The sequence below is a fragment of the Starkeya sp. ORNL1 genome, assembly GCF_012971745.1.
Lineage (GTDB): Bacteria > Pseudomonadota > Alphaproteobacteria > Rhizobiales > Xanthobacteraceae > Ancylobacter.
Window position 1 is genome coordinate 538,693 of record NZ_CP048834.1, and the last position, 20,619, is coordinate 559,311.

A 20,619-nucleotide genomic window follows, 5' to 3' on the forward strand; every position below is an offset into this window, starting at 1 on the left:
AACTCCCGCCGCGCCTGGGGAGGCGCACGGGGAAGATCTCAGGGGAGACGGAGCGCATGTGTCGCTGGCGCGCATGGTGGAAGGGGCTGCCGCCTCTTGCCCTCCTTATCGCCGCGGCCGTGTTCTTCTCACGCGCACCGGTGGAGAGCGATCTCTCCGAGCGTGCCGAAAACCTCATGAACGAGATCGGCGAATCCTGGGCGCGAGCCAGCTTTGACGGGCGCGACGCGCTGCTGCAGGGCGAGGCGCTCTCCGAGGATGCGCGACTGAAGGTGCGCGCCGAACTCGCCCGCATGTCCGGCGTGCGCACGGTTGAGGACCGCACCACGCTGCTGCCGGAGCGCCGGCCCTTCACGCTGTCCGCCATTCGCGATGGCTCGAACCTGCGGCTCGAGGGCTATGTGCCCTCGCGCTATGCACGGGTGCGTATCGTGGAGGCGGCGCGCACCATGCTGCCGGGCGTGACGGTGAGCGGCGCGGAAGGACTGGTGCGGGCGCGCGGCGTGCCGGCCGGCGATTTCGCCGGCGTCGTCGCCTTCGGCATCGCTCAATTGGCCAAGATGCCGTCAGGGCGCGTCACCATCTCCGACGATGCGTTTTCCATCGAGGGCCGGGCGCCGGACTTCGCCACCTATGATGCGCTGGAAGTGACCGTGCGCACCGAGCTGCCGTCGGATTTCAAGCTGGCGCGCTTCGCCGTGCTGCCGCCGGCGGTTTCGCCCTTCCTGTGGTCGGCACAGCGTGAGGAAGACGGCGTCCAGCTCTCCGGCTACATCCCGCTCGGCGATGCCCGGCGCTCGCTGCTCGACGCGGTGCGCGGCGCGGTGCCGGGTGCGGCGATCTCGGACCAGCTTCGCCTCGCCGATGGCGCGCCGCCGACCGATGGCTGGCTGCGGGCGGCCGCGTTCGCGCTCCAGCAACTTGGCCGGCTGCCGGGCGGCAAGGTGACGCTTTCCGATACCACCATCGCCCTTGAGGGCCGGGCGCCGGATTTTGCCGCCTACGACGCCCTCGCGGCGGCTCGCCGTGCCGTGCCCGAAGGCTATACGGTCACGCGTTTTGCCGTCGAGCCGCCGACGGTCGCGCCCTTCACCTGGGGCGTGCTGCGCGGCGCCAATGGCCTGCGCGTGGTCGGCTATGCGCCCTCCGAGGATGCCAAGCGCCTGGTCGGCGACGCGGTGCGCGCCGCTTTCCCCGGTGTGCCGGTGAGCGACGAGATGCGCATCGCCTCGGGCGGGCCGTCCGCCGAGACCTGGGTGGCAGCGACGGTGTTCGGGGTGAATCAGCTGGCCAAGTTGCGCATCGGCGAGATACGCGGCATCGGCGCCAAGCTTTCTATCATCGGCGAGGCGCAGGATTCCGCCGCCTATGGTGCGGTGAGTACGGCACTGGCCGCGCCGCTGCCCGGTGGCTTCGCGCTGGAGAAATCCGATGTGCGCCCGCCCGTGGTGAAGCCCTACGTGTTCGGGCTGCGCAAGGACGGGCAGGGGCTCACGGTCTCCGGCTTCTATCCGGTGCGTCAGGATCATGACGCGCTGCTGGCGCTTGCGCGGGTGCAATTGCTCGGCGCGGCGGTGAACGATGTCTCGGCGGTGGCGCTCGGCGCGCCGGACGGCTTCGCCCGCGCCGCGGCGGTCGCTTTGCGCGAACTGGCGCGGCTGGAGGGTGGCGAAGCCCGGCTCGACGACCAGAAGCTGCGCTTCTCCGGCACCGCGCTCTATCCGGCAGCGGTGGATGCGATCCGTGCCGCGCTGGCCGCGGACCTGCCGGCGGGTTTTTCCGCCGAGGTGACGCTGGAGATCGCCCCGCCGCCGCCGCCGATGGACAAGGTCAGTTGCCAGAAGGCGCTGACCGATCTGCTGAGCCGCGGCTCCGTCAGCTTCCAGAAGGGCAGCGCGGCGCTCGATCCGACCAGCCGCGGCCTGCTCGACCATCTCGCGGCCGTCGCCTCGGGTTGCCCGGAAGCGACCATCGAGATCGCCGGCCATAGCGGTGCGCAGGGCGACGGCGCCGACAATCACGACCTCGCGGCGCAACGCGCGCAATCGGTCGCCGATTATTTCGCCCAGGCCGGAATCTCCGCCGGCCGGCTGGTCGCGATCGGCTATGGCGAGAGCGACGGCCTGCCGGCTGCGAACACCACCGGCCTGCCGGACGGCCGGCGCATCGAATTCATAGTGAGGTAAGGCAATGTTGTTCCTGGCGCTGGAGCTCTGGCCCTATTTGCTCGTCGCGCTGGCGATCGGCCTCGCCACCGGCTGGCTCAGCGGCTGCGCGCCGCGCCGCGTGGCAATCGACACCGTCGCGCCCGCTGCCGAGCCGGCGGAGGGGACACCATGATGGCTTTCGCCGCGCAGGTTGGGGCGCTGCTGCTCGTGGCCTTCGTTGCAGGTTGCGGCGGCGGCTGCTGGCTGCGGCGTAGTCTAAGGGGCTGACCCAAGAGTCGACGATCGGTCCCAAGGGCCGGTCGTTCCCACCGTCATGGCCGGCCTTGTGCCGGCCATCTCGATTCCCGATGCGCTGTCCGGAATCGAGATCCCCGGCACAAGGCCGGGGATGACGGTCATTTTGGATGCATCGGTCTGGTCCCGTTAGACCGCAGGCTTAAAGCCCGCCCACGGCTTCGGTCTTCGGGCGGGAGCCACGCAGGTCGGCTTCGATCTGCAGCGTGCCGCGGCCGCCGAAGCGGGTCTTGTAGACCTGCGCATTCTCCATCACCCGCTGCACATAATTGCGGGTCTCGGAGAAGGGGATGCGCTCCACCCAATCGATCGGGTCGATGGCGGGATCGCGTGGATCGCCATAGGCGGCAACCCATTTGGCCACGCTGCCGCGCCCGCCATTATAGGCGGCGAAGGTCAGCACATAGCTGTTGTCGTAATTGTCGAGCAGGCTGCGCAGCTCCGCCGCACCGAACTGCACATTCACCGTCGGGTTGTTGTGCAGGCTCTTGACGTCGAAGGGGACGCCTTCGCGCTTGGCGATGGTGCGCCCGGTGGCCGGCATCACCTGCATCAATCCGGTGGCGCCGGCGCGCGAGACCACGGCGGCGTTGAACATGCTCTCCTGCCGGGCAATGGCGTAGACCACGGCGCGGTCGACATCCGGTCCGATCGGGCGGTAGCTCGGAATGCCGATGGTCGGATAGGCGTCGGCTTCCAGCGGAATGCCGCGGTTGAGCGCATTCTTGCCGATCACCACCATGGCCCGCGCATTGCGCTGACCCTCGGCGATGTCGGCGAGCAGGCCGAGCGAAGCGGCGTCCGGCAGGCGCTCGGACAGGTCGGAGGCCAGGGCCATGGCGAGGTCGCGCTCGCCGAGCTGGAGCAGCAGCTTGAAGATCTGCACGCCTTCGTCACGCGAGAAGGCTGTGCGCTGGGCCGCGCTCGGTGCCGGTGCCTCGCGCACGCTCATCGCCGTCAGGCCGAGCCGGGCGCGGGCGATCAGGCCGTAATAGGCGGTCGGGTAATTGGCCGCGACCTGGTACTGGCTGCGGGCGCCGGCATTATTACCGAGCGCCTCGGCAGCACGGCCCTGCCAATAGAAGCCGCGGGCGATGGTCGCGGGATGCGACTGGCCCTCGGCGATCTTGGCGAAATGCTGCTGGGCGGTGCGGGCATCGCCGAGGAAGCGCAGGGCGATCCAGCCGGCGGTGAATTGCTGCTCGGAGCGCTTGTTATCGTCTTCCGGCGGGGCGGCGTCGCGCGCGATCTTGTAGGCGGTCTTGGCGTCGCCGAGATCGAGCAGTTCGCGGGCGACCAGCCGGCGCTCGACCCACCATTCATCCGGGTCGACGATGGCGGCGGCCTCCTTTGGAGCGCTCGACAGGATGCGGGCTGCGGTCGCGTCGTCTCCGGCGCGGCGTGCAATCTTGGCCTGGGTGTAGAGATAGGCCGGGTCGTTGCGCAGCCCGAGCGGCACGGCGGCAAGCAGCTTGGTCGGATCACCATTCTTGGCGAACAGCGCGATGCGGGCGCGGGCGAGGGCGACGACATCGTCACCGGCACGCTGCGCCGCACGCAGGCCGCGGGTCGCGTCCTCGGCGTAGAGCAGCTTGTCGGCGCGGTATTTATGATCGGCGCGGGTGAGCAGGCCGCCGAACTCCACCATGACGGTGGATTCGGTATCTTCCATCAGCGGATCTTCGCGCCAGGCGTCGCGCAGCCACGCGGTGCCGCCGGTGCGGTCGCCGGCGGCGAACAGGGCACGGGCAAGCGCGAGCTTGCCCTCGCCGGAGATCGGCCGTTGCTCGGCGAAGAAGGCGCGTACCGTGCCGGGATCGCGGTTCTCGGCGAACAGCAGATATTCGAGCCGTCGGCGCAGCACGGTAGGAGTCGGCAGCGTCGGGTGCTGCTGAATGATTGCGACCGCCCGGTCGAAGCCGAGATCGCGGGCCGCGGCACGGATGGTCAGCCAGCGCACCAGAGCGCGGGCGCCGGGATCGCTGAGCTGGTCGGCGGCGGCAAGCGCCGCGGCGGACTGGCCCTTCTCGGCGAGATCCATGGCGCTCTGCAGCGAGCCGAGCGCGCCCGGAAGCGGCGCCGGCTTGACTGAGCCGGTGGACTGCGAATCAGCAGGCTTGGCGTCGTCCTTCTTCGCCGAATCCTTTTTCGCCACGTCTTTCTTGGCGGCGTCTTTTTTGGCGTCCTTTTTCGACGCTTCCTTCTTGCCGCCGTCCTTCTTGGACGCGCTCTTCTTGTCGGTGGGCTTGGCCGCCGTGGTCTTTGCGGGTGGCTTCTTGGCCTCTGCGCTCGCAGGCGCGGTGAAGCCGGCCGCCACAAGCATCAGGACGGCCGCAAACGGCATCAGAACGCCAAGACGGCGCGCGCTTATATGGCGCATGGGTTCACGCTCTCCCGACACTGACGCGAGACTTCTTCTGACCGCCGCGCTCGCAAGCCGGCACGGCTAGTTGTCCCGCGATCTTATTGACGAAACGCTAACCACAACCCCAGTCCGCGCAATCATAATTCGCGCGGCAGGCGTGTTTCTGCCTCCGCAAGAGGGCGAAACCGGGGCAGCCTCCCGTATGACGTGCGAGGCAGGAACGGAGCACCATCAGGGTTGACGTGCCAATAAGGCGCTTCCCCGCGGGCGCGTGACGCGATATCTGATTGCCCCTTCGCCTGGAACATCATTCGCGGGCGAAGCCGTCGCAGAGATTCCCCAGGAGCGCGCCATGCCCCACCAGCCGCCATTCCGTGGCTCATTTACGGCTCTCGTCACGCCGTTCCGTGATGGCGCGCTCGACGAGAAAGCCTTTCGCGGGCTGGTCGACTGGCAGATCGAAGAGGGCATACACGGCCTGGTTCCGGTCGGCACCACTGGCGAGAGCCCGACGCTGTCCCACGACGAGCACCACAAGGTGGTGGAGTGGTGCGTCGAGCAGGCCGGCGGCCGCGTACCGGTGATCGCCGGCGCCGGCTCCAACAGCACGGCGGAAGCGATCGGCCTCGCGCAGCATGCAGAGAAGGCGGGAGCGAATGCGGTACTGGTGGTGACGCCCTATTACAACAAGCCGGGCCAGGAAGGCCTGTACCAGCACTACAAGGCGATCAACGACGGCATCGGTATTCCGATCATCATCTACAACATTCCCGGCCGCTCGGTCGTCGACATGTCGGTGGAGACCATGGCGCGGCTGTTCGAACTGAAGAACATCGCCGGGGTGAAGGACGCCACCGCCAATCTGGTGCGTGTCAGCCAGCAGCGCGCCGCGATGGGGCCGGGCTTCAACCAGCTCTCCGGCGAGGATGCCACCGCGCTCGCCTTCATGGCGCATGGCGGCGACGGCTGCATCTCGGTCGCCTCCAACGTGGCGCCGAAGCTGTGCTCGGAATTCCAGAACGCCTGCCTGTCCGGCGACTACCACACCGCGCTGAGCTACCAGGACCGGCTGTTCCCGCTGCACCAGGCGCTGTTCGTCGAGACCAACCCGTCGCCGACCAAATATGCGCTCTCGCTGCTCGGCAAGCTGGTCGACGAAGCGCGCCTGCCGATGGTGCCGGTGAGCGAGAAGACCAAGCAGACGGTGCGCGCCGCCATGGTCCATGCCGGGCTGCTGAACTGAGGCTGCCGTGGTAGGCTCGTCGGCATGACCAAGCTGCTGGACGAGGCCATCGCGAAGCTGAAGGCATTGCCGGACCAGGAACAGGATCGGATCGCCGACCTGTTGCTGGAGCTTGCCGTTGCGGATGGCGCTGATCACGAACTCACTCCCGAGCAGATTCGGGAGGTGGAGATCGCGATGGAACAGGCCGCCCGCGGCGAGTTTGCTAGCGACGAGGAAATGGCAGAGATCTGGCTCCGGTTCGACCTTTGAGGGTTCGTTTCACTCTCAAGGCGCGCAGTCAGCTGGCCAGTATCGAAGCCTTCTGCGAGCGCGCTCACCACGCGGCTTGAAAACCGTATCGGGAGCGATCATGCGGTCGCTCGCCAATATCGCCTCAGCTCCCCAGGCGGGACGGCCAGCCGTCCATCCAGGCAATCGCAGGTGGCGGGTGGCGGGCCTGCCTTACGTCATTATCTATTCCATCGACAATGAACGTGACGAGATCGCGATCCTTGGCGTATTTCACACGGCCCAAAACCGCGACGATGCAATGAAGTGAGACGTGCCGATGACCGAGAAGAAAGTCCTCCCCCGCAAGGTCGTCGCCGATAATCGGCGGGCGCGGTTCGACTATGAGATCGGCGAGGTCTTCGAGGCCGGCATTGCGCTGTCCGGCACCGAGGTGAAGAGCCTGCGCGGCGGCAAGGCGACCATTGCCGAAAGCTACGCCACGGCCAAGTCCGGCGAAGCGATCCTCTACAACTCGTTCATCCCGGAATATCTCCAGGCCAACCGCTTCAATCACGAGCCTCGCCGGCCGCGCAAGCTGCTGCTGCACCGGCGCGAGATTGCCAAGCTGTGGCAGGCGGTGGAGCGCGAGGGCATGACCGTGGTGCCGCTGCGCATCTATTTCAACGAGCAGGGCCGAGCCAAGGTCGAGCTTGCCATCGCGCGTGGCCGCAAGGCGCATGACAAGCGAGAGGCGCTGAAGGCCAAGGACTGGGCACGCGACAAGCAGCGGCTGATGCGCGACCGCGGCTGACCGGCCAACAAAAAAGGCGCCGGTAACGGCGCCTTTTTCTCATGACGCCAATGGCTTGGCGTCAGTCCTTCGCGCGCTCCACATAGGAACCGTCCGACGTCATGACGACGATGCGGGTGCCGATGCCGACATGCGGCGGCACCGCGGAGCGTACGCCGTTCGAGAGGATGGCGGGCTTGTAGGAGGACGAGGCGGTCTGGCCCTTGGTCACCGGCTCGGTGTCGGTCACTTCCAGCACCACGCGCTGCGGCAGATCGATGGCGATGGCGTTGCCCTCATGCATGGATAGCATGACCTGCATGCCCTCCTGGAGATAGGCGGCCTGATCGCCGATGACATCCTTCTGCACCGCGACCTGGTCGTAATTCTCCGGGTTCATGAAATGATAGCCCTCGCCGTCCGAATACAGGAAGGTGTGCGGGCGGTCTTCGACATGGGCGCGCTCCACCTGCTCGGTGGTGCGGTAGCGCTCGGAGATCTTCACGCCATCGGAGATGCGGCGCATGTCGAGCTGCGTGACCGGCGTGCCCTTGCCGGGGTGGATGTTGTCGGCGGTAAGAACGACATAGAGCTTGCCGTCGATGTCGACCACGTTGCCCTTGCGCAGCGTGCTGGCGATGACCTTGACCATTACGGTCCTCTGGCTGTTGGGTGCGGCGGGGCCGCTGCACCGGGATTCCGTTGGGCGCCTCCTATACAAGCGCGCCCGCCTGCCGCCAACCCCGCCTCGATGTTGCGAGTGAAGCAGAATGAACGTTCCAGCCTCGCCCTGGTGGGATCCCGGTCAATATGCCGACCGCCGGCCCTTCCTGCTGGCACGGGGGCGCATCACTGCGGCGGTGCGGGATTTCTTCACGGGACAGGGGTTTGTCGAGGCGGAGACGCCCATTCTCCAGGTCTCGCCCGGCAACGAGACGCATCTGCATGCCTTCGCGACCTCGCTGATCGCGCCCGATGGCACGGCGCAGCCGCGCTATCTTCACACCTCGCCGGAATTCACCGCCAAGAAACTGCTGGCGGCGGGGGAGGAGCGGCTGTTCGTGCTCGCCCGCGTGTTCCGCAATGGCGAGCGGACCGGATTGCACCATCCCGAATTCACCATGCTGGAATGGTATCGGGCGAGCGAGACCTATGACGCGCTGATGGCGGACTGCTCCGCCTTGCTGCGCGCCGCTGCCGAAGCGGTGGGAACTCGCATGTTCCGGTTTCGCGATCTGGCTGCTGATCCGTTCGCGGAGCCGGAGCGGCTGACGGTCACGCAGGCTTTCGAACGTTATGCCAGCATCGATCTTGCGGCGAGCCTAGGCCCGGATGGCCGGACCGATCGCGACGTGCTGTGGCGTGCCGCAAGCGCTGCGGGCATCCGGGTGGCGCCGGACGACGTCTGGGCCGACGTTTTCACCCGGGTGATGGTGGAGAAGATCGAGCCGTTCCTCGGCATCGGCCGGGCGACGATCCTCACCGAATACCCGATCTCGGAGGCCGCGCTGGCGCGGCCGAAGCCCGGCGATCCGCGCTTTGCCGAGCGTTTCGAGCTCTATGTCTGCGGTGTCGAGTTGGCGAACGCGTTCGGCGAACTGACCGACGCCGCCGAGCAGCGCCGCCGTTTCCTCGCCTGGATGGGCGAGAAGCAGCGCATTTATGGCGAGCGCTACCCGATCGACGAGGAGTTCCTCACCGCGCTGGAATCGATGCCGGAGGCTTCCGGCATCGCGCTCGGGCTCGACCGCCTCGTCATGCTGGCGACCGGTGCAAGCCGGATCGAGCAGGTGCTTTGGGCGCCGGTGGCGCCTTAAGCGAGATGCGCCTTCACCGCGGCAAACACCGTGTGGAACATCGCCGGCGTCAGCACGCCGGTGTTCGTGTTGTAGCGGGAGCAATGGTAGCTGTCGAAAAGCCGGAGCCCGCCGATCTCGTGCGCCGCGCCGTGTGCAAACTTGAACCGCGACAGCCTCTCGCCATGTGCCGCCAGCACCTGATCGTGCGCAATCTTTCCAAGTGCAACTATCGCTTGCAGCTGTAGCATGCCGGCTATGGTGGCGTGTAGGAACGGCCGGCAGGTCTTCATCTCGTCGGTGGTCGGCTTGTTCTCCGGCGGCACGCAACGCACTGCATTGGTGATGCGGGTGCCGATGAGGCGCAGACTATCGTCCGCCCGCGCTTCGAAGTGGCCATCGGCAAAGCCGTATTGGATCAGCGTCGAATAGAGCAGGTCGCCGGCATAGTCACCGGTGAACGGCCGGCCGGTGCGGTTGGCGCCGCGCAAGCCGGGCGCGAGGCCGACGATCAGCAGGCGCGCATCCGCGTTACCGAAGGACGGCACCGGCGCATTGTGCCAGTCATGCTCGACGGCACGCCATTGCTCGCGGAAGGCCACGAGCCGCGGGCAGCGCGGGCAGTCGCGCGTCGGCTCGGTGCCGGCGCCCGCAACGGGACCAGCGTCGGCAGCGAACATGAGGACCGCCCGCGATCAGGTTTCGGAGAATTCGTCGGCGGTGCCCGACGGGGCAGGGCCCCGGCGTTCCAGGAAGCGCGGCGTCTCCTGCATGCGGTTCGAGCGCTCGCCGGGGTCGCGGCCGATCTTGGCCTGCAATTCAACGAGATCGATGAAGGCGTCCGCCTGCCGGCGCAGGTCGTCCGAGATCATCGGCGGCTGGGTGTGGACGGTGGAGACCACGCTGACCCGCACGCCCTTGCGCTGGATCGCCTCGACCAGCGAGCGGAAATCGCCGTCGCCGGAGAAAATCACGATGTGATCGACATGGCCGGCGAGCTCCATGGCGTTCACCGCCAGCTCGATGTCCATATTGCCGCGCACCCGGCGGCGTCCCTGGCTATCGGTGAATTCCCGCGCCGGTTTGGTGACGACCGAGTATCCGTTGTAGTCGAGCCAGTCGAGCAGCGGCCGGATCGACGAATACTCGGTATCCTCGATCAGAGTCGTATAATAGAAGGCCCGGAGAACATAACCACGCCCCTGGAATTCTTTCAGGAGCCGCTTATAATCAATGTCGAAGCCGAGCGATTTGGTGGCGGAATAAAGATTAGCGCCGTCGATAAATAGTGCGATCTTTTCCATGTTCGTAGCCATTTGACGCAATACCTTGTGAAGTCCGTCGAAAAGCGACGTATCAGCTGGGTTCGCCCAAGCTGTAGTTCAAGAGCTTTAGACACCGCGACTTTGTGGCGGGTGCAAGGCGGATGCTGAGCCGGAACATGGCATGTTCCTGAGCCGGCGCCGCACCTGTGCATGACGGGCATACGACAGCCCGGTGACGCACGGCGCTTGCTCTTCTCGCTGCGTTCGGATAAAGCCAGCAGCTTCCCGAAATCACCGACAGGAGTGCCGAGGCATGGCCCGTGTCACCGTCGAGGACTGCATCGACAAGGTCGACAACCGCTTCGAGCTCGTTCTTCTTGCCGGGCATCGCGCCCGCATGATCTCGTCCGGCGCGCCGATCACCGTCGACCGCGATAACGACAAGAATCCGGTTGTCGCGCTCCGCGAGATCGCCGACGAGACCATCTCGCCGGAAGACCTCAAGGAAGACCTCATCCATTCGCTCCAGAAGTTCACCGAGGTCGACGAGCCCGAGCCCGAAACCGTGCCGATGATCGCTTCCAGCGTGGAAGGCAGCACGGACGATTCGGACGTCATGCTCGACCGCATGACCGAGGAAGAGCTGCTCGCCGGCCTTCAGGGCTTGGTGCCGCCCGAGCCGAGCGACGACGACGAGGGTTGATTCTTTCGGGATCGAGCCCGTTACGACAGATGCCGCGACCGGTCGCCAGCAAGCGCCGGTCGCGTTTTCATTTGGGCGGCAGACGGGGAAAAGTAGGCTCGGCTCAGGCCGCGAGTCCTTCCGAGCAGCCATAATGTCCGGCTTGCTGAGCTTCGGGCAGGCGCTCGTCTTCGAGCGTCTTCAGCTTTTCGCGCAGTTCCTCGTTCTCGGCGCGGAGCGCGGATTGGGCCGAGCCGCAGAACATGGCGGCTCCGAAAAACCCGGCGAGACCACCCAGGACATAAGCTGCCAGATAGCCGATCCATGGCAGGATGTCGTCCATCCCAAGCCTCCTCAGTGAGCGTCTTTGTTATTAATTTATTTCGAAATTGATAGCACGCTTATAAGCTGATTTCTACCTGTCGTTGTCCAATTTCTCCGGCCTGCCGTTTTCCGTGCTTGCATCGCCTCCGAGTGATGGCGATATCTAGATTCCCGGTCGTCGAAACTACCGGTCCTCTCACGGGTTAAGCTGTCATGATGCGGCAGTACGAGCTCGTCGAGCGCGTGCGCCGGTACAATCCCCACACCGACGAGGCGCTCCTCGATCGCGCCTATGTCTATGCCATGCGTGCGCACGGCACGCAGACGCGCGCCTCCGGTGATCCGTACTTCTCGCACCCGCTTGAAGTGGCGGCGATTCTCACCGACCTGAAGCTCGATGACGCCACCATCGTCGCGGCTTTGCTGCACGACACCATCGAGGACACCGGGGCGACTCGCGACGAGATCGACCGGCTGTTCGGCCCGCAGATCGGCGCGCTGGTCGAGGGTCTCACCAAGATCAAGAAACTTGACCTGGTCTCCAAGCAGGCCAAGCAGGCGGAGAACCTGCGCAAGCTGTTGCTCGCCATCGCCGATGACGTGCGCGTGCTGCTGGTCAAGCTCGCCGACCGGCTGCACAACATGCGCACGCTCAAATGGGTGCCGCAGGAGAAGCGCAACCGCGTCGCCGAGGAGACGCTGGACATCTATGCCCCGCTCGCCGGGCGCATGGGCATGCACGACATGCGCGAGGAACTGGAGGACCTGTCGTTCCGCCAGCTCTCGCCGGAGGCCTATGAATCGATCCGCTCGCGCCTCCAGGCGCTGAAGGAGAAGAATGGCGAGCTGGTCGTGGCCATCGAGCGCGAACTCTCCGACGCCTTCACCAACAAGGGCATCGCCGCCAAGGTGAAGGGCCGCGAAAAGCGCCCCTATTCGATCTGGCGCAAGATGGAGCGCAAGTCGGTCGCGTTCGAGCAGCTCTCCGACATTTACGGCTTCCGGGTGTTCGTCGAGAGCGTGGAGGAGTGCTACGCCGCGCTCGGCGTGGTCCACACCAAGTGGCCGCTCGTGCCGGGCCGCTTCAAGGACTACGTCTCGACGCCGAAGCAGAACGACTACCGCTCGATCCATACCACCGTGGTCGGCCCCGGCCGGCAGCGCGTCGAACTGCAGATCCGTACCCGCAAGATGCACGAGATCGCCGAGTACGGCATCGCCGCGCATGCGTTGTACAAGGATGGCGGGGCAGGCGAGGACCTGCTGACACGGGATTCCAGCGCCTATGGCTGGCTCCGCCGCACCATCGAATTGCTGGCGGAAGGCTCCAGTCCCGAGGAGTTCCTGGAGCACACCAAGCTCGAACTTTTCCACGACCAGGTGTTCTGCTTTACCCCCAAGGGGCGGCTCATCACCCTGCCGCGCCGGGCGACGCCGATCGATTTCGCCTATGCGGTGCACACCGACGTCGGCAATATGGCGGTCGGTGCCAAGATCAACGGCAAGGTCTCGCCGCTGGTCTCCGAACTGCACAATGGCGACGAGGTTGAGGTCATCACCTCCAAGACCCAGTCGCCGCCCGCCGCGTGGGAATCCATCGTTGTCACCGGCAAGGCGCGCGCCGCGATACGCCGCGCCACCCGTGCGGCGGTGCGTGCGCAATATGCCGGCCTTGGCCGCAAGATCGTCGAGCGCGCCTTCGCCCGTGCCGGTAAGGGCTTCTCCGAGGAGAAGCTGTCCGGGGCGCTGGGGCGGCTGGCCCGCGCCTCGCTCGACGACGTCTATGCCGCGGTTGGCCGCGGCGAGATGCGCGCCGACGACGTGGTGAAGGCGATGCACCCGGAATGGACCGGTCCGCGCGCGCCGGAGGAGCGGGCAGGGACCCCCAAGGGCGAAGGCTGGTTCGAGCTGAAGGGCGGCCAGAGCCTCAAGTTCAAGATCCCCGGCATCGAGGCCGATCCGGACCCCAGGACCGCGATCCCGATCCGCGGCATCAACAGCGAATTGCCGGTGCGCTTCGCGCCGAATGGCGGTGCCGTGCCGGGCGACCGTATCGTCGGCATCCTATCGCCCGGCGAAGGCATCACCATCTATCCGATCCAGTCGCCGGCGCTGCAGGATTTCGAGGAAGAGCCGGAGCGCTGGCTCGATGTGCGCTGGGATATTGACGAGGACGACCCGCACCGCTTCCCGGTGCAGATCGTGGTGGTGGCCACCAATGAGCCGGGCTCGCTCGCCCAGATCGCCCAGGTGATCGGCGAGCGCGACGGCAATATCGACAATGTCCGCATGTCGTCACGCTCGGCCGACTTCACCCGCATCGTCATCGATGTCGAGGTCTACGACCTGCGCCACCTCAACGGCATCATCGCCGATCTGCGCTCGCGGCCGGTGGTCTCCAGCGTCGAGCGGGTGAACGGCTAGAACATATTCCCCAAGCCGGGATTTCCGTCGTACGCAAAGGAACCGGCTTCGAGGTTCCGCGTTTGTCCTGTCACACAACAGGGGAGAAGCGGCCATGCAGACGGAACAGCTTCGCGGCGTGCTCAAGATCGCTGCCGGCAAGGCCAGGGAATTCCTCGGTCGCCTGGTGCATGACGGCTCTCTCGAGGCGCACGGCAAGGTCCAGCAATTGTCTGGCCGCGCCGCGCTCGCCTGTGTCCGCGTCCGCTCGGGCGTGAAGGGCGTCGCATAACGGGTCGTCCCGCGTTGGCCCATCCGCCGCCATAGGCGGAGCCCCCGTCAGATCATGAGGACGATCCGATGCGAATCCGCTTCGGCTTTCGCATCGCGCTTGATTGCGCGGTGCCGACCCCCGCCACCTTTGCACTCGACGTCCACCCCGACCGGGCGCGCGACGTCATTGCCCAGTCGCCGCTCGTGCTGCGCCCGAACGTTCCCGTCGTCGCCATGACCGACGCGTTCGGCAATATTATTCGTCGCGCCATGCTGCCCGCCGGGCGCATCACCATCGAGCGCGACGGGCTGATCGACGACAGCGGTGCACCCGACACCGTCAATTTCGCCGCGGAGCAGACGCCGGTCGACAAGCTGCCGGTCGAGGCGATGCCCTACCTGCTGGGTAGCCGCTATTGCGAGACCGACGTGCTGAGCGCGGAGGCGTGGCGCTTGTTCGGCCATGTGCCGGAGGGCTGGTCGCGGGTGCAGGCGATCGTCGATTTCGTCCACGACCACATCAGCTTCGACTATCAGCTCGCCGACGCCACACGTTCGGCAGCCCGGGCCTATCAGGAGCGGCACGGCGTGTGCCGCGACTTCGCCCATCTCTCCATCGCCTTCTGCCGGGCGATGAACATCCCGGCGCGCTATTGCACCGGCTATCTCGGCGATATCGGCGTGCCGCGCGATCCGGCGCCGATGGATTTCTCGGCCTGGTTCGAGGTCTATCTCGGCGGGCGCTGGTACAGCTTCGATGCGCGCCATAACAAGCCGCGCATCGGCCGCGTCGTGATGGCGCGCGGGCGCGACGCCACCGACGTCGCCATCGTCCACACCTTCGGCCAGCACGTGCTCGCCGGATTCGAGGTGTGGACCGACGAGGTCACCGCCGAGGCATCGGGCGCCGCCGTCGCCGCCGAATAGGGTGAGGCGGTTTCAAGCTGCGACAGCTTCGTGACGGCGCCCGCGGGATCGGCTATCACCTCGTCCGATTTCCGCAACGGGTCGCTGACATGACGCACGACGAAGTTCTGGGCGAATTCCGCGCCGCCGGCGCGCTGCTCGAAGGCCATTTCATTCTGACCTCGGGGCTGCGCAGCCCGATTTTCCTCCAGAAGATGTTCGTCTTCATGGATCCGGTGCGCACCGAGCGGCTGTGCCGCGCACTCGCCGAGAAGGCGCGGGCCACGTTCGGCACCATCGACTATGTGGTCTCGCCCGCGGTCGGCGGCATCGTGCCGGGCTACGAGACTGCCCGCCAGCTCGGCGCGAAGGCGGTGTTCGTCGAGCGCGAGGACGGCAAGTTCGCGCTGCGACGCGGCTTCGTCATTCCCGAGGGCGCGCGGGTGCTGATGGTGGAAGACATCATCACCACTGGCCTGTCCTCGCGCGAGTGTCTTGCGGCCATCGCCGAGTATCCCGGCCATGTGGTCGGCGCCGCCTGCCTGATCGACCGTTCCAATGGCAAGGCCGATCTCGGCGTGCCGCTGGTGGCGTTGGCGACGCTCGACATCCCGACCTATCCCGCCGATGCTCTGCCGCCCGAACTCGCCGCGCTGCCGGCGGTGAAGCCAGGCAGCCGTGGCATTCAGGGGGTGAAGGCGTGAACGCAGTTGCCGCGGTGCTGCCGATCCGGCTCGGCGTGAATGTCGATCACGTTGCGACGGTGCGCAATGCCCGCGGCGGCGCGCTCCCCGATCCGGTTCGGGCGGCGCTGCTGGCGGTCTCCGCCGGTGCGGACGGCATCACGGCGCATCTGCGCGAGGATCGCCGCCATATTCGCGACGACGACATGCGCCGCCTCAAGGCAGAATTGTCGGTGCCGCTGAATTTCGAGACGGCGGCAACCGAGGAGATGGTCGCCATCGCCCTCGACATCGCGCCGCACGCCTGCTGCCTGGTGCCGGAGCGGCGCGAGGAGCGCACCACGGAAGGCGGGCTCGACGTCATTGCCGGTGGTGCGGCGCTCGCGCACAAGGTCGGGGCGCTGGGCAGGACGGGCATCCGCGTCTCGCTGTTCGTCGCCCCCGATCCCCGGCAGATCGCCGCATCCGCGGGCATTGGCGCCGCGGTGGTCGAACTGCACACCGGCACCTGGTGCGAGGCGCTGGCGGCCGGTCACCGCGTGGAGGCCGATGCCGAGCTTGGCCGGCTGCGCGCCGCGGCGACCCAGGCAGCCTCGCTCGGGCTGGAGGTCCATGCGGGGCATGGGCTCGACTTTGCCAGCGCCGAGACTATTTCCGCCTTCGGCGAGGTACGCGAGCTCAATATCGGCCACTTCCTCATTGGCGAGGCGATCTTCGAGGGGCTGGAGACCTCGATCCGCCGCATGCGCGAGGCGATGGCGCGGGGCCGTGCGGCTTTGCGCACCGGCGCGGTGGTATAAGGCGACAGCATGATCCTCGGCATCGGCTCGGACATCACGGACGCCCGCCGCATCGCACAGGCGCTGGAGCGCCATGGCGAGCGCTTCCTCGATCGGGTGTTCACGCCGACCGAGCGCGCCAAGTCCGACCGTCGCGCCCGCCGCGCGGAGAGCTATGCCAAGCGCTTCGCCGCCAAGGAGGCCTGCGCCAAGGCGCTCGGCACCGGGTTGGCGCAGGGGGTGTTCTGGCGCGACATGGGCGTGGTCAATCTGCCGTCCGGGCGGCCGACCATGCAGCTCACCGGCGGGGCGGGCGAACGGCTCGCCGCGATGACGCCACCCGGCTATGAGGCCCGGATCGATCTCACCATTACCGATGACGGCCCGCTGGCGCAGGCCTTCGTCATCATCAGCGCGGTGCCGAAAACCAATGCGGAATGACGCAAGGATAGCTCCGGTGATCGTGAATTCAACGCAACCCGACGCGTTGCCGCAGGCGTGCCGAGCCGCTATAGAGCCCTCCGGCCCTGCTTCGGAGGCCGTCCGGCCGTGCGCGGCGTCCCATCGGAACACTCCATGACCTCGACCACCGAACCGAAGAAGGAAGGCGGCGTCGGCGAAACCGTCCGCGTCATCATCCACGCCTTCCTCATTGCCATCGTCATCCGCACCTTCCTGTTCCAGCCCTTCAATATACCGTCGGGCTCGATGAAGGAGACGCTGCTGGTCGGCGACTATCTGTTCGTCTCGAAATTCAGCTATGGCTATAGCCGGTTCTCGCTGCCCTTCTCGCCGCCGCTGTTCAGCGGCCGCATCTTCGGCTCGACGCCGGAGCGTGGCGACGTGGTGGTGTTCAAGCTGCCGCGCGACGAAACCACGGATTACATCAAGCGCGTAATCGGCCTGCCGGGCGACCAGATCCAGATGATTGGCGGCGTGCTGCACATCAATGGCCAGGCGGTGAAGCGCGAGCCGGCCGGCACCTGGGTCGATGACGAGGGCGGCGGGCAGTCGCAAACCGTCAAGGTGTGGACCGAGACGCTGCCGAACGGCGTGAGCTACCACACGCTCGACCTTGTGGATAACGGCTTCTACGACAACACGCCGGTCTACAACGTGCCGCCCGGCCATTATTTCATGATGGGCGACAATCGCGACAATTCCACCGACAGCCGCGTCCTGAGCCAGGTTGGCTATGTGCCCTATGAGAACCTGATCGGCCGGGCACAGGTGCTGTTCTTCTCGGTGAAGGAAGGCGAGGCGGCCTGGCAGTTCTGGAAGTGGCCCTGGACGGTGCGCTGGGATCGACTGTTCTCTTTGGTGCGATGAGCAAAGGCAGCAAGCGGGCGGCCGGCGACGGCGACTATTCCGAGCTCGAGGAACAACTCGGGCATGTCTTTGCCGATCGCGGCCATCTTGCGCTCGCTCTGACCCATATCAGCGCCATCACCGCGCTCACCGGGCCGGCGGCGCGGTTGAAAAGCTACCAGCGGCTGGAGTTCCTCGGCGACCATGTGCTCGGCATGGTGGTTTCCGACATGCTCTATCGGGCCTTTCCGCAGGCCGACGAGGGCGACCTGTCACGCCGGCTCGCCGAGCTGGTCTGCGAGGAGGCGTGCGCCGAGGTCGGGCTGGCGATGGGGCTCGGACCCTTCATCCGGCTCGGCGCCGGCGAGGCACGCTCCGGCGGCCATCAGCGGCCGACCATCCTGGCCGATATCGCCGAGGCGGTGCTGGCGGCGGTGTATCTCGACGCCGGATATCCCGCGGCGGCGGAGATGGTGGAACGCTTCTGGCGCCCGCGCTTCGCCGCTCTCAAGGGGCTGGTCCGCGACGCCAAGACCGCCTTGCAGGAATGGGCGCAGGCTCGCGGCTTGCCGCCGCCGGTCTATCATGTGGTGGAACGGCAGGGGCCGGACCACAATCCCGAATTCCGCGTCGCCGTCGAGATTCCCGGCTATGATCGGGTCGAAGGCGTCGGCAGCTCGAAGCAGGGCGCGCAAAAGGCGGCGGCGGGCGTCTTCCTCGAACAGGTCAAGGCATGAACGACGACACGTCGGAGACACGCTGCGGATTCGTCGCGCTGATCGGAGCGCCGAATGCGGGCAAGTCGACGCTTACAAATGCGCTGGTCGGCACCAAGGTCTCGATCGTCTCGCACAAGGTGCAGACGACGCGCTCGCTGGTGCGCGGCATCGCCATCGAGGGCGTGAGCCAGATCGTACTGGTCGACACCCCCGGCATCTTCGCGCCGAAGCGGCGGCTGGAGAAGGCGATGGTGCGCTCGGCCTGGGGCGGGGCCGGGGATGCCGATGCCGTGGTGCTGCTGATCGATGCGCGGGCCGGCATCACGGAGGAGGTCGAGGCGATCGTGCGCGGCCTCGCCGAGGTGCGACGGCCGCGCGCGGTGCTCCTGAACAAGATCGACCTGGTGAAGCGCGACAGCCTACTCGGCTTGGCCGCGGACGTGGCTGCCAAGATCAGCGTTGACCGGCTGTTCATGGTCTCCGCGCTCGAAGGCGACGGCCTTGCCGAACTGCGCGCCTGGCTGGCCGAGACCGTGCCGCCCGGGCCGTGGCTCTATCCGGAAGACCAGATCTCCGATGCACCGATGCGCATGCTCGCTGCTGAGATCACTCGCGAGAAACTGTTCCACCGGCTGCACGAGGAGCTGCCCTATCGTTCCACGGTCGAGACCGATTCGTGGAAGGAGTTGAAGGACGGCTCGGTGCGCATCGAGCAGACCATCTTCGTGGAGCGCGAAAGCCAGCGAAAGATCGTGCTCGGCAAGGGCGGCGAGACCATCAAGGCGATCTCGACTGCCTCGCGCAAGGAACTCGTCGACATCGTTGAGGCCAAGGTGCACCTGTTCCTGTTCGTGAAGGTGCGCGAGAATTGGGCGGACGATCCCGAGCGCTATCGCGAAATGGGGCTCGATTTTCCCGGCGCGGATTAGAGCCCTTTCCGTTCGGATGGAATCATCCGAACGACAAGAAAGTGCTCTGGATTCAATAGCCTGGAGCTTTTTCTAATCGCTAAGGTCATTCAACTTTTGCGGAAAATGCGCTAGAGCGCGCTCCCGCAACAAGGTCTGCACATGGAGTGGACCGACGACGGCGTCATTCTCGGCGTGCGGCGCCATGGCGAAGGCAACGCCATCGTCGAATTGCTGACGGCTGCCCATGGCCGGCATCTCGGCCTGGTGCGCGGCGGCGCCTCGCGCCGTCACGCGCCGTCGCTGCAGCCCGGCAATGCGGTGCGGGCGACGTGGCGGGCGCGGCTCGACGAACATCTCGGCAGCTATGCCATCGAGGTGACGCGCGCTCGCGCCGACCGGCTGATGGACCATGCCCACGCTGCCTTCGCGCTCGGCCATATGGCGGCGCTGGTACGACTGCTGCCGGAGCGCGATCCGCATCCGGAACTCTACGGGCTGTTCGACGAGATGGTGGAGCAGCTCGACGCGGCCTCGCTCGCCGGCATGATGGTGGCGCGCTTCGAGCTGGTGATGCTGTCGGAACTCGGCTTCGGGCTGGAGCTCGACCGATGCGCGGCGACCGGCGGGCGCAATGACCTGCTCTATGTATCGCCGAAATCGGGCCGGGCGGTCAGCGCCTCCGCCGGTGAGCCGTGGCGCGGCCAATTGCTCGACCTGCCGTATTTCCTGGTGGGGGAGGTGGCCGAGCTGCCCGGTGCCAAGGAGATCGACGCGGCCTTTGCGCTGACCGGCTTCTTCCTGGCGCGGCGGGCCTTCGAGCCGCGCGGGCTCTCCATGCCGGAGACCCGCGCGGCGTTCCTGGCTGCGCTGGCACGCGAACGCACCAGCGCACGCTCATGATCGAGAGGTCAGTTGATGCGGACGGTGAAGCCACGGTCGCCGTAATAGCGGCCATTGTGGTAGTAGCGCGGGCCGGCCCAGACGCGATCGCAATCGCGGACGGTAACGCGGGTGCGCTTGCCCCACTGGTTGGTGCGCCACACCGTGCGGTTCCTGCAGACGGTACGCCACGCTACGTCCTGCACGAGCGGGGCGGCGGTTTCACGGGCCAGTCCCGGTGCGGCGAGCGGGGTGGCAGATGCCGAACCGGCAGCAAACAGGCCGAGCGCAGCAGAACCGAAAGCGGCAAGCACAAAATTACGCATGAAAGCCTCCATGGGGGCGTTGAGTCGCCGACCGGGAGAACTTTTACCGACGGATTCGGTTCCGAACGTGAATGAAGTTGCGAAATTCAGCCATAAGCGTGAATGCTTATTCAGACAAACTGACATGCCGGCGAAGTAACACGTTAGGGTGGTAACTTCGCACTCCGGATTTGCTGATTCGCAGCTTGCGCGCGCGAAATATTACAGAGATTTAATCCGCGTCCGAGACGCCAGAATTCACGCTCACCACGGACGTTCGCTACTTGTTCACGTCACGCTCTCGATGTAGCCA

The 20,619-nt window shown here is 66.3% G+C and carries 24 protein-coding genes; 18 read left to right on the top strand and 6 right to left on the bottom strand.

Annotation, left to right across the window (positions count from 1 at the left end):
* Window positions 1-56: 56 nt before the first annotated feature.
* Window positions 57-2,186: an OmpA family protein gene (locus G3545_RS02630; RefSeq protein ID WP_246702662.1), complete on the top strand. Its 2,130-nt coding sequence runs from the start codon at window positions 57-59 to the stop codon at window positions 2,184-2,186.
* A gap of 4 nt (window positions 2,187-2,190) precedes the next feature.
* Window positions 2,191-2,340, top strand: a complete 150-nt coding sequence (locus G3545_RS02635; RefSeq protein ID WP_170009576.1) for a hypothetical protein — start codon at window positions 2,191-2,193, stop codon at window positions 2,338-2,340.
* Between the two features lie 264 nt (window positions 2,341-2,604).
* On the opposite strand, the gene G3545_RS02640 is transcribed toward G3545_RS02635, so the two are convergent.
* Window positions 2,605-4,842: a lytic transglycosylase domain-containing protein gene (locus tag G3545_RS02640; RefSeq protein WP_170009578.1), complete on the bottom strand. Its 2,238-nt coding sequence runs from the start codon at window positions 4,840-4,842 to the stop codon at window positions 2,605-2,607.
* 337 nt (window positions 4,843-5,179) lie between these two features.
* On the opposite strand from G3545_RS02640, the gene dapA reads away from it, so the two are divergent.
* The 4 genes from dapA (at window position 5,180) to smpB (ending at window position 7,094) form a co-directional block, all read left to right on the top strand.
* Window positions 5,180-6,070, top strand: coding sequence for a 4-hydroxy-tetrahydrodipicolinate synthase (gene dapA, locus G3545_RS02645; protein ID WP_170009580.1), 891 nt, complete (start codon window positions 5,180-5,182; stop codon window positions 6,068-6,070).
* A 24-nt stretch (window positions 6,071-6,094) separates the two neighbouring features.
* Window positions 6,095-6,322 (top strand): hypothetical protein, encoded by a 228-nt coding sequence (locus tag G3545_RS02650; RefSeq protein WP_246702663.1) that lies wholly within the window; start codon window positions 6,095-6,097, stop codon window positions 6,320-6,322.
* A gap of 76 nt (window positions 6,323-6,398) precedes the next feature.
* On the top strand, window positions 6,399-6,611 hold the full coding sequence (locus G3545_RS02655) for a type II toxin-antitoxin system RelE/ParE family toxin (RefSeq protein WP_281411701.1): 213 nt from the start codon (window positions 6,399-6,401) through the stop codon (window positions 6,609-6,611).
* A gap of 9 nt (window positions 6,612-6,620) precedes the next feature.
* The gene (gene smpB / locus G3545_RS02660; RefSeq protein ID WP_170009585.1) at window positions 6,621-7,094 is read left to right on the top strand and encodes an SsrA-binding protein SmpB; all 474 of its coding nucleotides are present in this window, start codon (window positions 6,621-6,623) and stop codon (window positions 7,092-7,094) included.
* Window positions 7,095-7,155: 61 nt separating this feature from the next.
* Here the strand turns inward: smpB and efp are convergent, their stop codons facing one another.
* Complete coding sequence (gene efp, locus G3545_RS02665; protein WP_170009587.1) at window positions 7,156-7,725, bottom strand: elongation factor P; 570 nt, start codon at window positions 7,723-7,725, stop codon at window positions 7,156-7,158.
* A 118-nt stretch (window positions 7,726-7,843) separates the two neighbouring features.
* Here efp and epmA point away from each other — a divergent pair, with 118 nt between their 5' ends.
* Window positions 7,844-8,890 (top strand): EF-P lysine aminoacylase EpmA, encoded by a 1,047-nt coding sequence (gene epmA / locus G3545_RS02670; protein ID WP_170009589.1) that lies wholly within the window; start codon window positions 7,844-7,846, stop codon window positions 8,888-8,890.
* Here the strand turns inward: epmA and G3545_RS02675 are convergent.
* Complete coding sequence (locus tag G3545_RS02675; RefSeq protein WP_170009591.1) at window positions 8,887-9,549, bottom strand: uracil-DNA glycosylase; 663 nt, start codon at window positions 9,547-9,549, stop codon at window positions 8,887-8,889. The two genes, epmA and G3545_RS02675, sit on opposite strands and share 4 nt — an antisense overlap.
* Before the next feature lie 15 nt (window positions 9,550-9,564).
* A complete protein-coding gene (locus G3545_RS02680) occupies window positions 9,565-10,185 on the bottom strand; it encodes an NYN domain-containing protein (RefSeq protein ID WP_170009593.1) in 621 nt (206 codons plus the stop codon).
* Between the two features lie 262 nt (window positions 10,186-10,447).
* On the opposite strand from G3545_RS02680, the gene rpoZ reads away from it, so the two are divergent.
* Window positions 10,448-10,837, top strand: coding sequence for a DNA-directed RNA polymerase subunit omega (rpoZ, locus tag G3545_RS02685; protein WP_170009595.1), 390 nt, complete (start codon window positions 10,448-10,450; stop codon window positions 10,835-10,837).
* 103 nt (window positions 10,838-10,940) lie between these two features.
* Here rpoZ and G3545_RS02690 read toward each other — a convergent pair whose 3' ends face one another.
* On the bottom strand, window positions 10,941-11,159 hold the full coding sequence (locus G3545_RS02690) for a hypothetical protein (RefSeq protein WP_170009597.1): 219 nt from the start codon (window positions 11,157-11,159) through the stop codon (window positions 10,941-10,943).
* 194 nt (window positions 11,160-11,353) lie between these two features.
* On the opposite strand from G3545_RS02690, the gene G3545_RS02695 reads away from it, so the two are divergent.
* The 10 genes from G3545_RS02695 (at window position 11,354) to recO (ending at window position 20,022) form a co-directional block, all read left to right on the top strand.
* Entirely contained in the window at window positions 11,354-13,564 is a 2,211-nt protein-coding gene (locus G3545_RS02695; protein ID WP_170009599.1) for a bifunctional (p)ppGpp synthetase/guanosine-3',5'-bis(diphosphate) 3'-pyrophosphohydrolase, read from the top strand.
* Between the two features lie 94 nt (window positions 13,565-13,658).
* On the top strand, window positions 13,659-13,835 hold the full coding sequence (locus G3545_RS02700; protein ID WP_170009601.1) for a CsbD family protein: 177 nt from the start codon (window positions 13,659-13,661) through the stop codon (window positions 13,833-13,835).
* Window positions 13,836-13,903: 68 nt separating this feature from the next.
* The gene (locus tag G3545_RS02705; RefSeq protein WP_170009603.1) at window positions 13,904-14,743 is read left to right on the top strand and encodes a transglutaminase family protein; all 840 of its coding nucleotides are present in this window, start codon (window positions 13,904-13,906) and stop codon (window positions 14,741-14,743) included.
* A gap of 89 nt (window positions 14,744-14,832) precedes the next feature.
* On the top strand, window positions 14,833-15,426 hold the full coding sequence (gene pyrE, locus G3545_RS02710) for an orotate phosphoribosyltransferase (RefSeq protein ID WP_170009605.1): 594 nt from the start codon (window positions 14,833-14,835) through the stop codon (window positions 15,424-15,426).
* A complete protein-coding gene (locus tag G3545_RS02715; protein WP_170009607.1) occupies window positions 15,423-16,205 on the top strand; it encodes a pyridoxine 5'-phosphate synthase in 783 nt (260 codons plus the stop codon). The genes pyrE and G3545_RS02715 overlap by 4 nt, the downstream gene beginning before the upstream one ends.
* Window positions 16,206-16,214: 9 nt before the next feature.
* On the top strand, window positions 16,215-16,625 hold the full coding sequence (gene acpS, locus G3545_RS02720; RefSeq protein WP_170009609.1) for a holo-ACP synthase: 411 nt from the start codon (window positions 16,215-16,217) through the stop codon (window positions 16,623-16,625).
* Between the two features lie 135 nt (window positions 16,626-16,760).
* Entirely contained in the window at window positions 16,761-17,513 is a 753-nt protein-coding gene (lepB, locus tag G3545_RS02725) for a signal peptidase I (RefSeq protein ID WP_170009611.1), read from the top strand.
* A complete protein-coding gene (rnc, locus tag G3545_RS02730; protein WP_170009613.1) occupies window positions 17,510-18,229 on the top strand; it encodes a ribonuclease III in 720 nt (239 codons plus the stop codon). Before lepB ends, rnc begins: the two co-directional genes overlap by 4 nt.
* A complete protein-coding gene (gene era, locus G3545_RS02735; protein WP_170009615.1) occupies window positions 18,226-19,140 on the top strand; it encodes a GTPase Era in 915 nt (304 codons plus the stop codon). The genes rnc and era overlap by 4 nt, the downstream gene beginning before the upstream one ends.
* Before the next feature lie 141 nt (window positions 19,141-19,281).
* Window positions 19,282-20,022 carry a DNA repair protein RecO gene (gene recO, locus G3545_RS02740; protein WP_170009617.1) on the top strand — a complete coding sequence of 247 codons (741 nt, stop codon included), beginning with the start codon at window positions 19,282-19,284 and terminating at the stop codon, window positions 20,020-20,022.
* 8 nt (window positions 20,023-20,030) lie between these two features.
* Here the strand turns inward: recO and G3545_RS02745 are convergent, their stop codons facing one another.
* The gene (locus G3545_RS02745) at window positions 20,031-20,327 is read right to left on the bottom strand and encodes a hypothetical protein (RefSeq protein WP_170009619.1); all 297 of its coding nucleotides are present in this window, start codon (window positions 20,325-20,327) and stop codon (window positions 20,031-20,033) included.
* Window positions 20,328-20,619 lie beyond the last annotated feature (292 nt).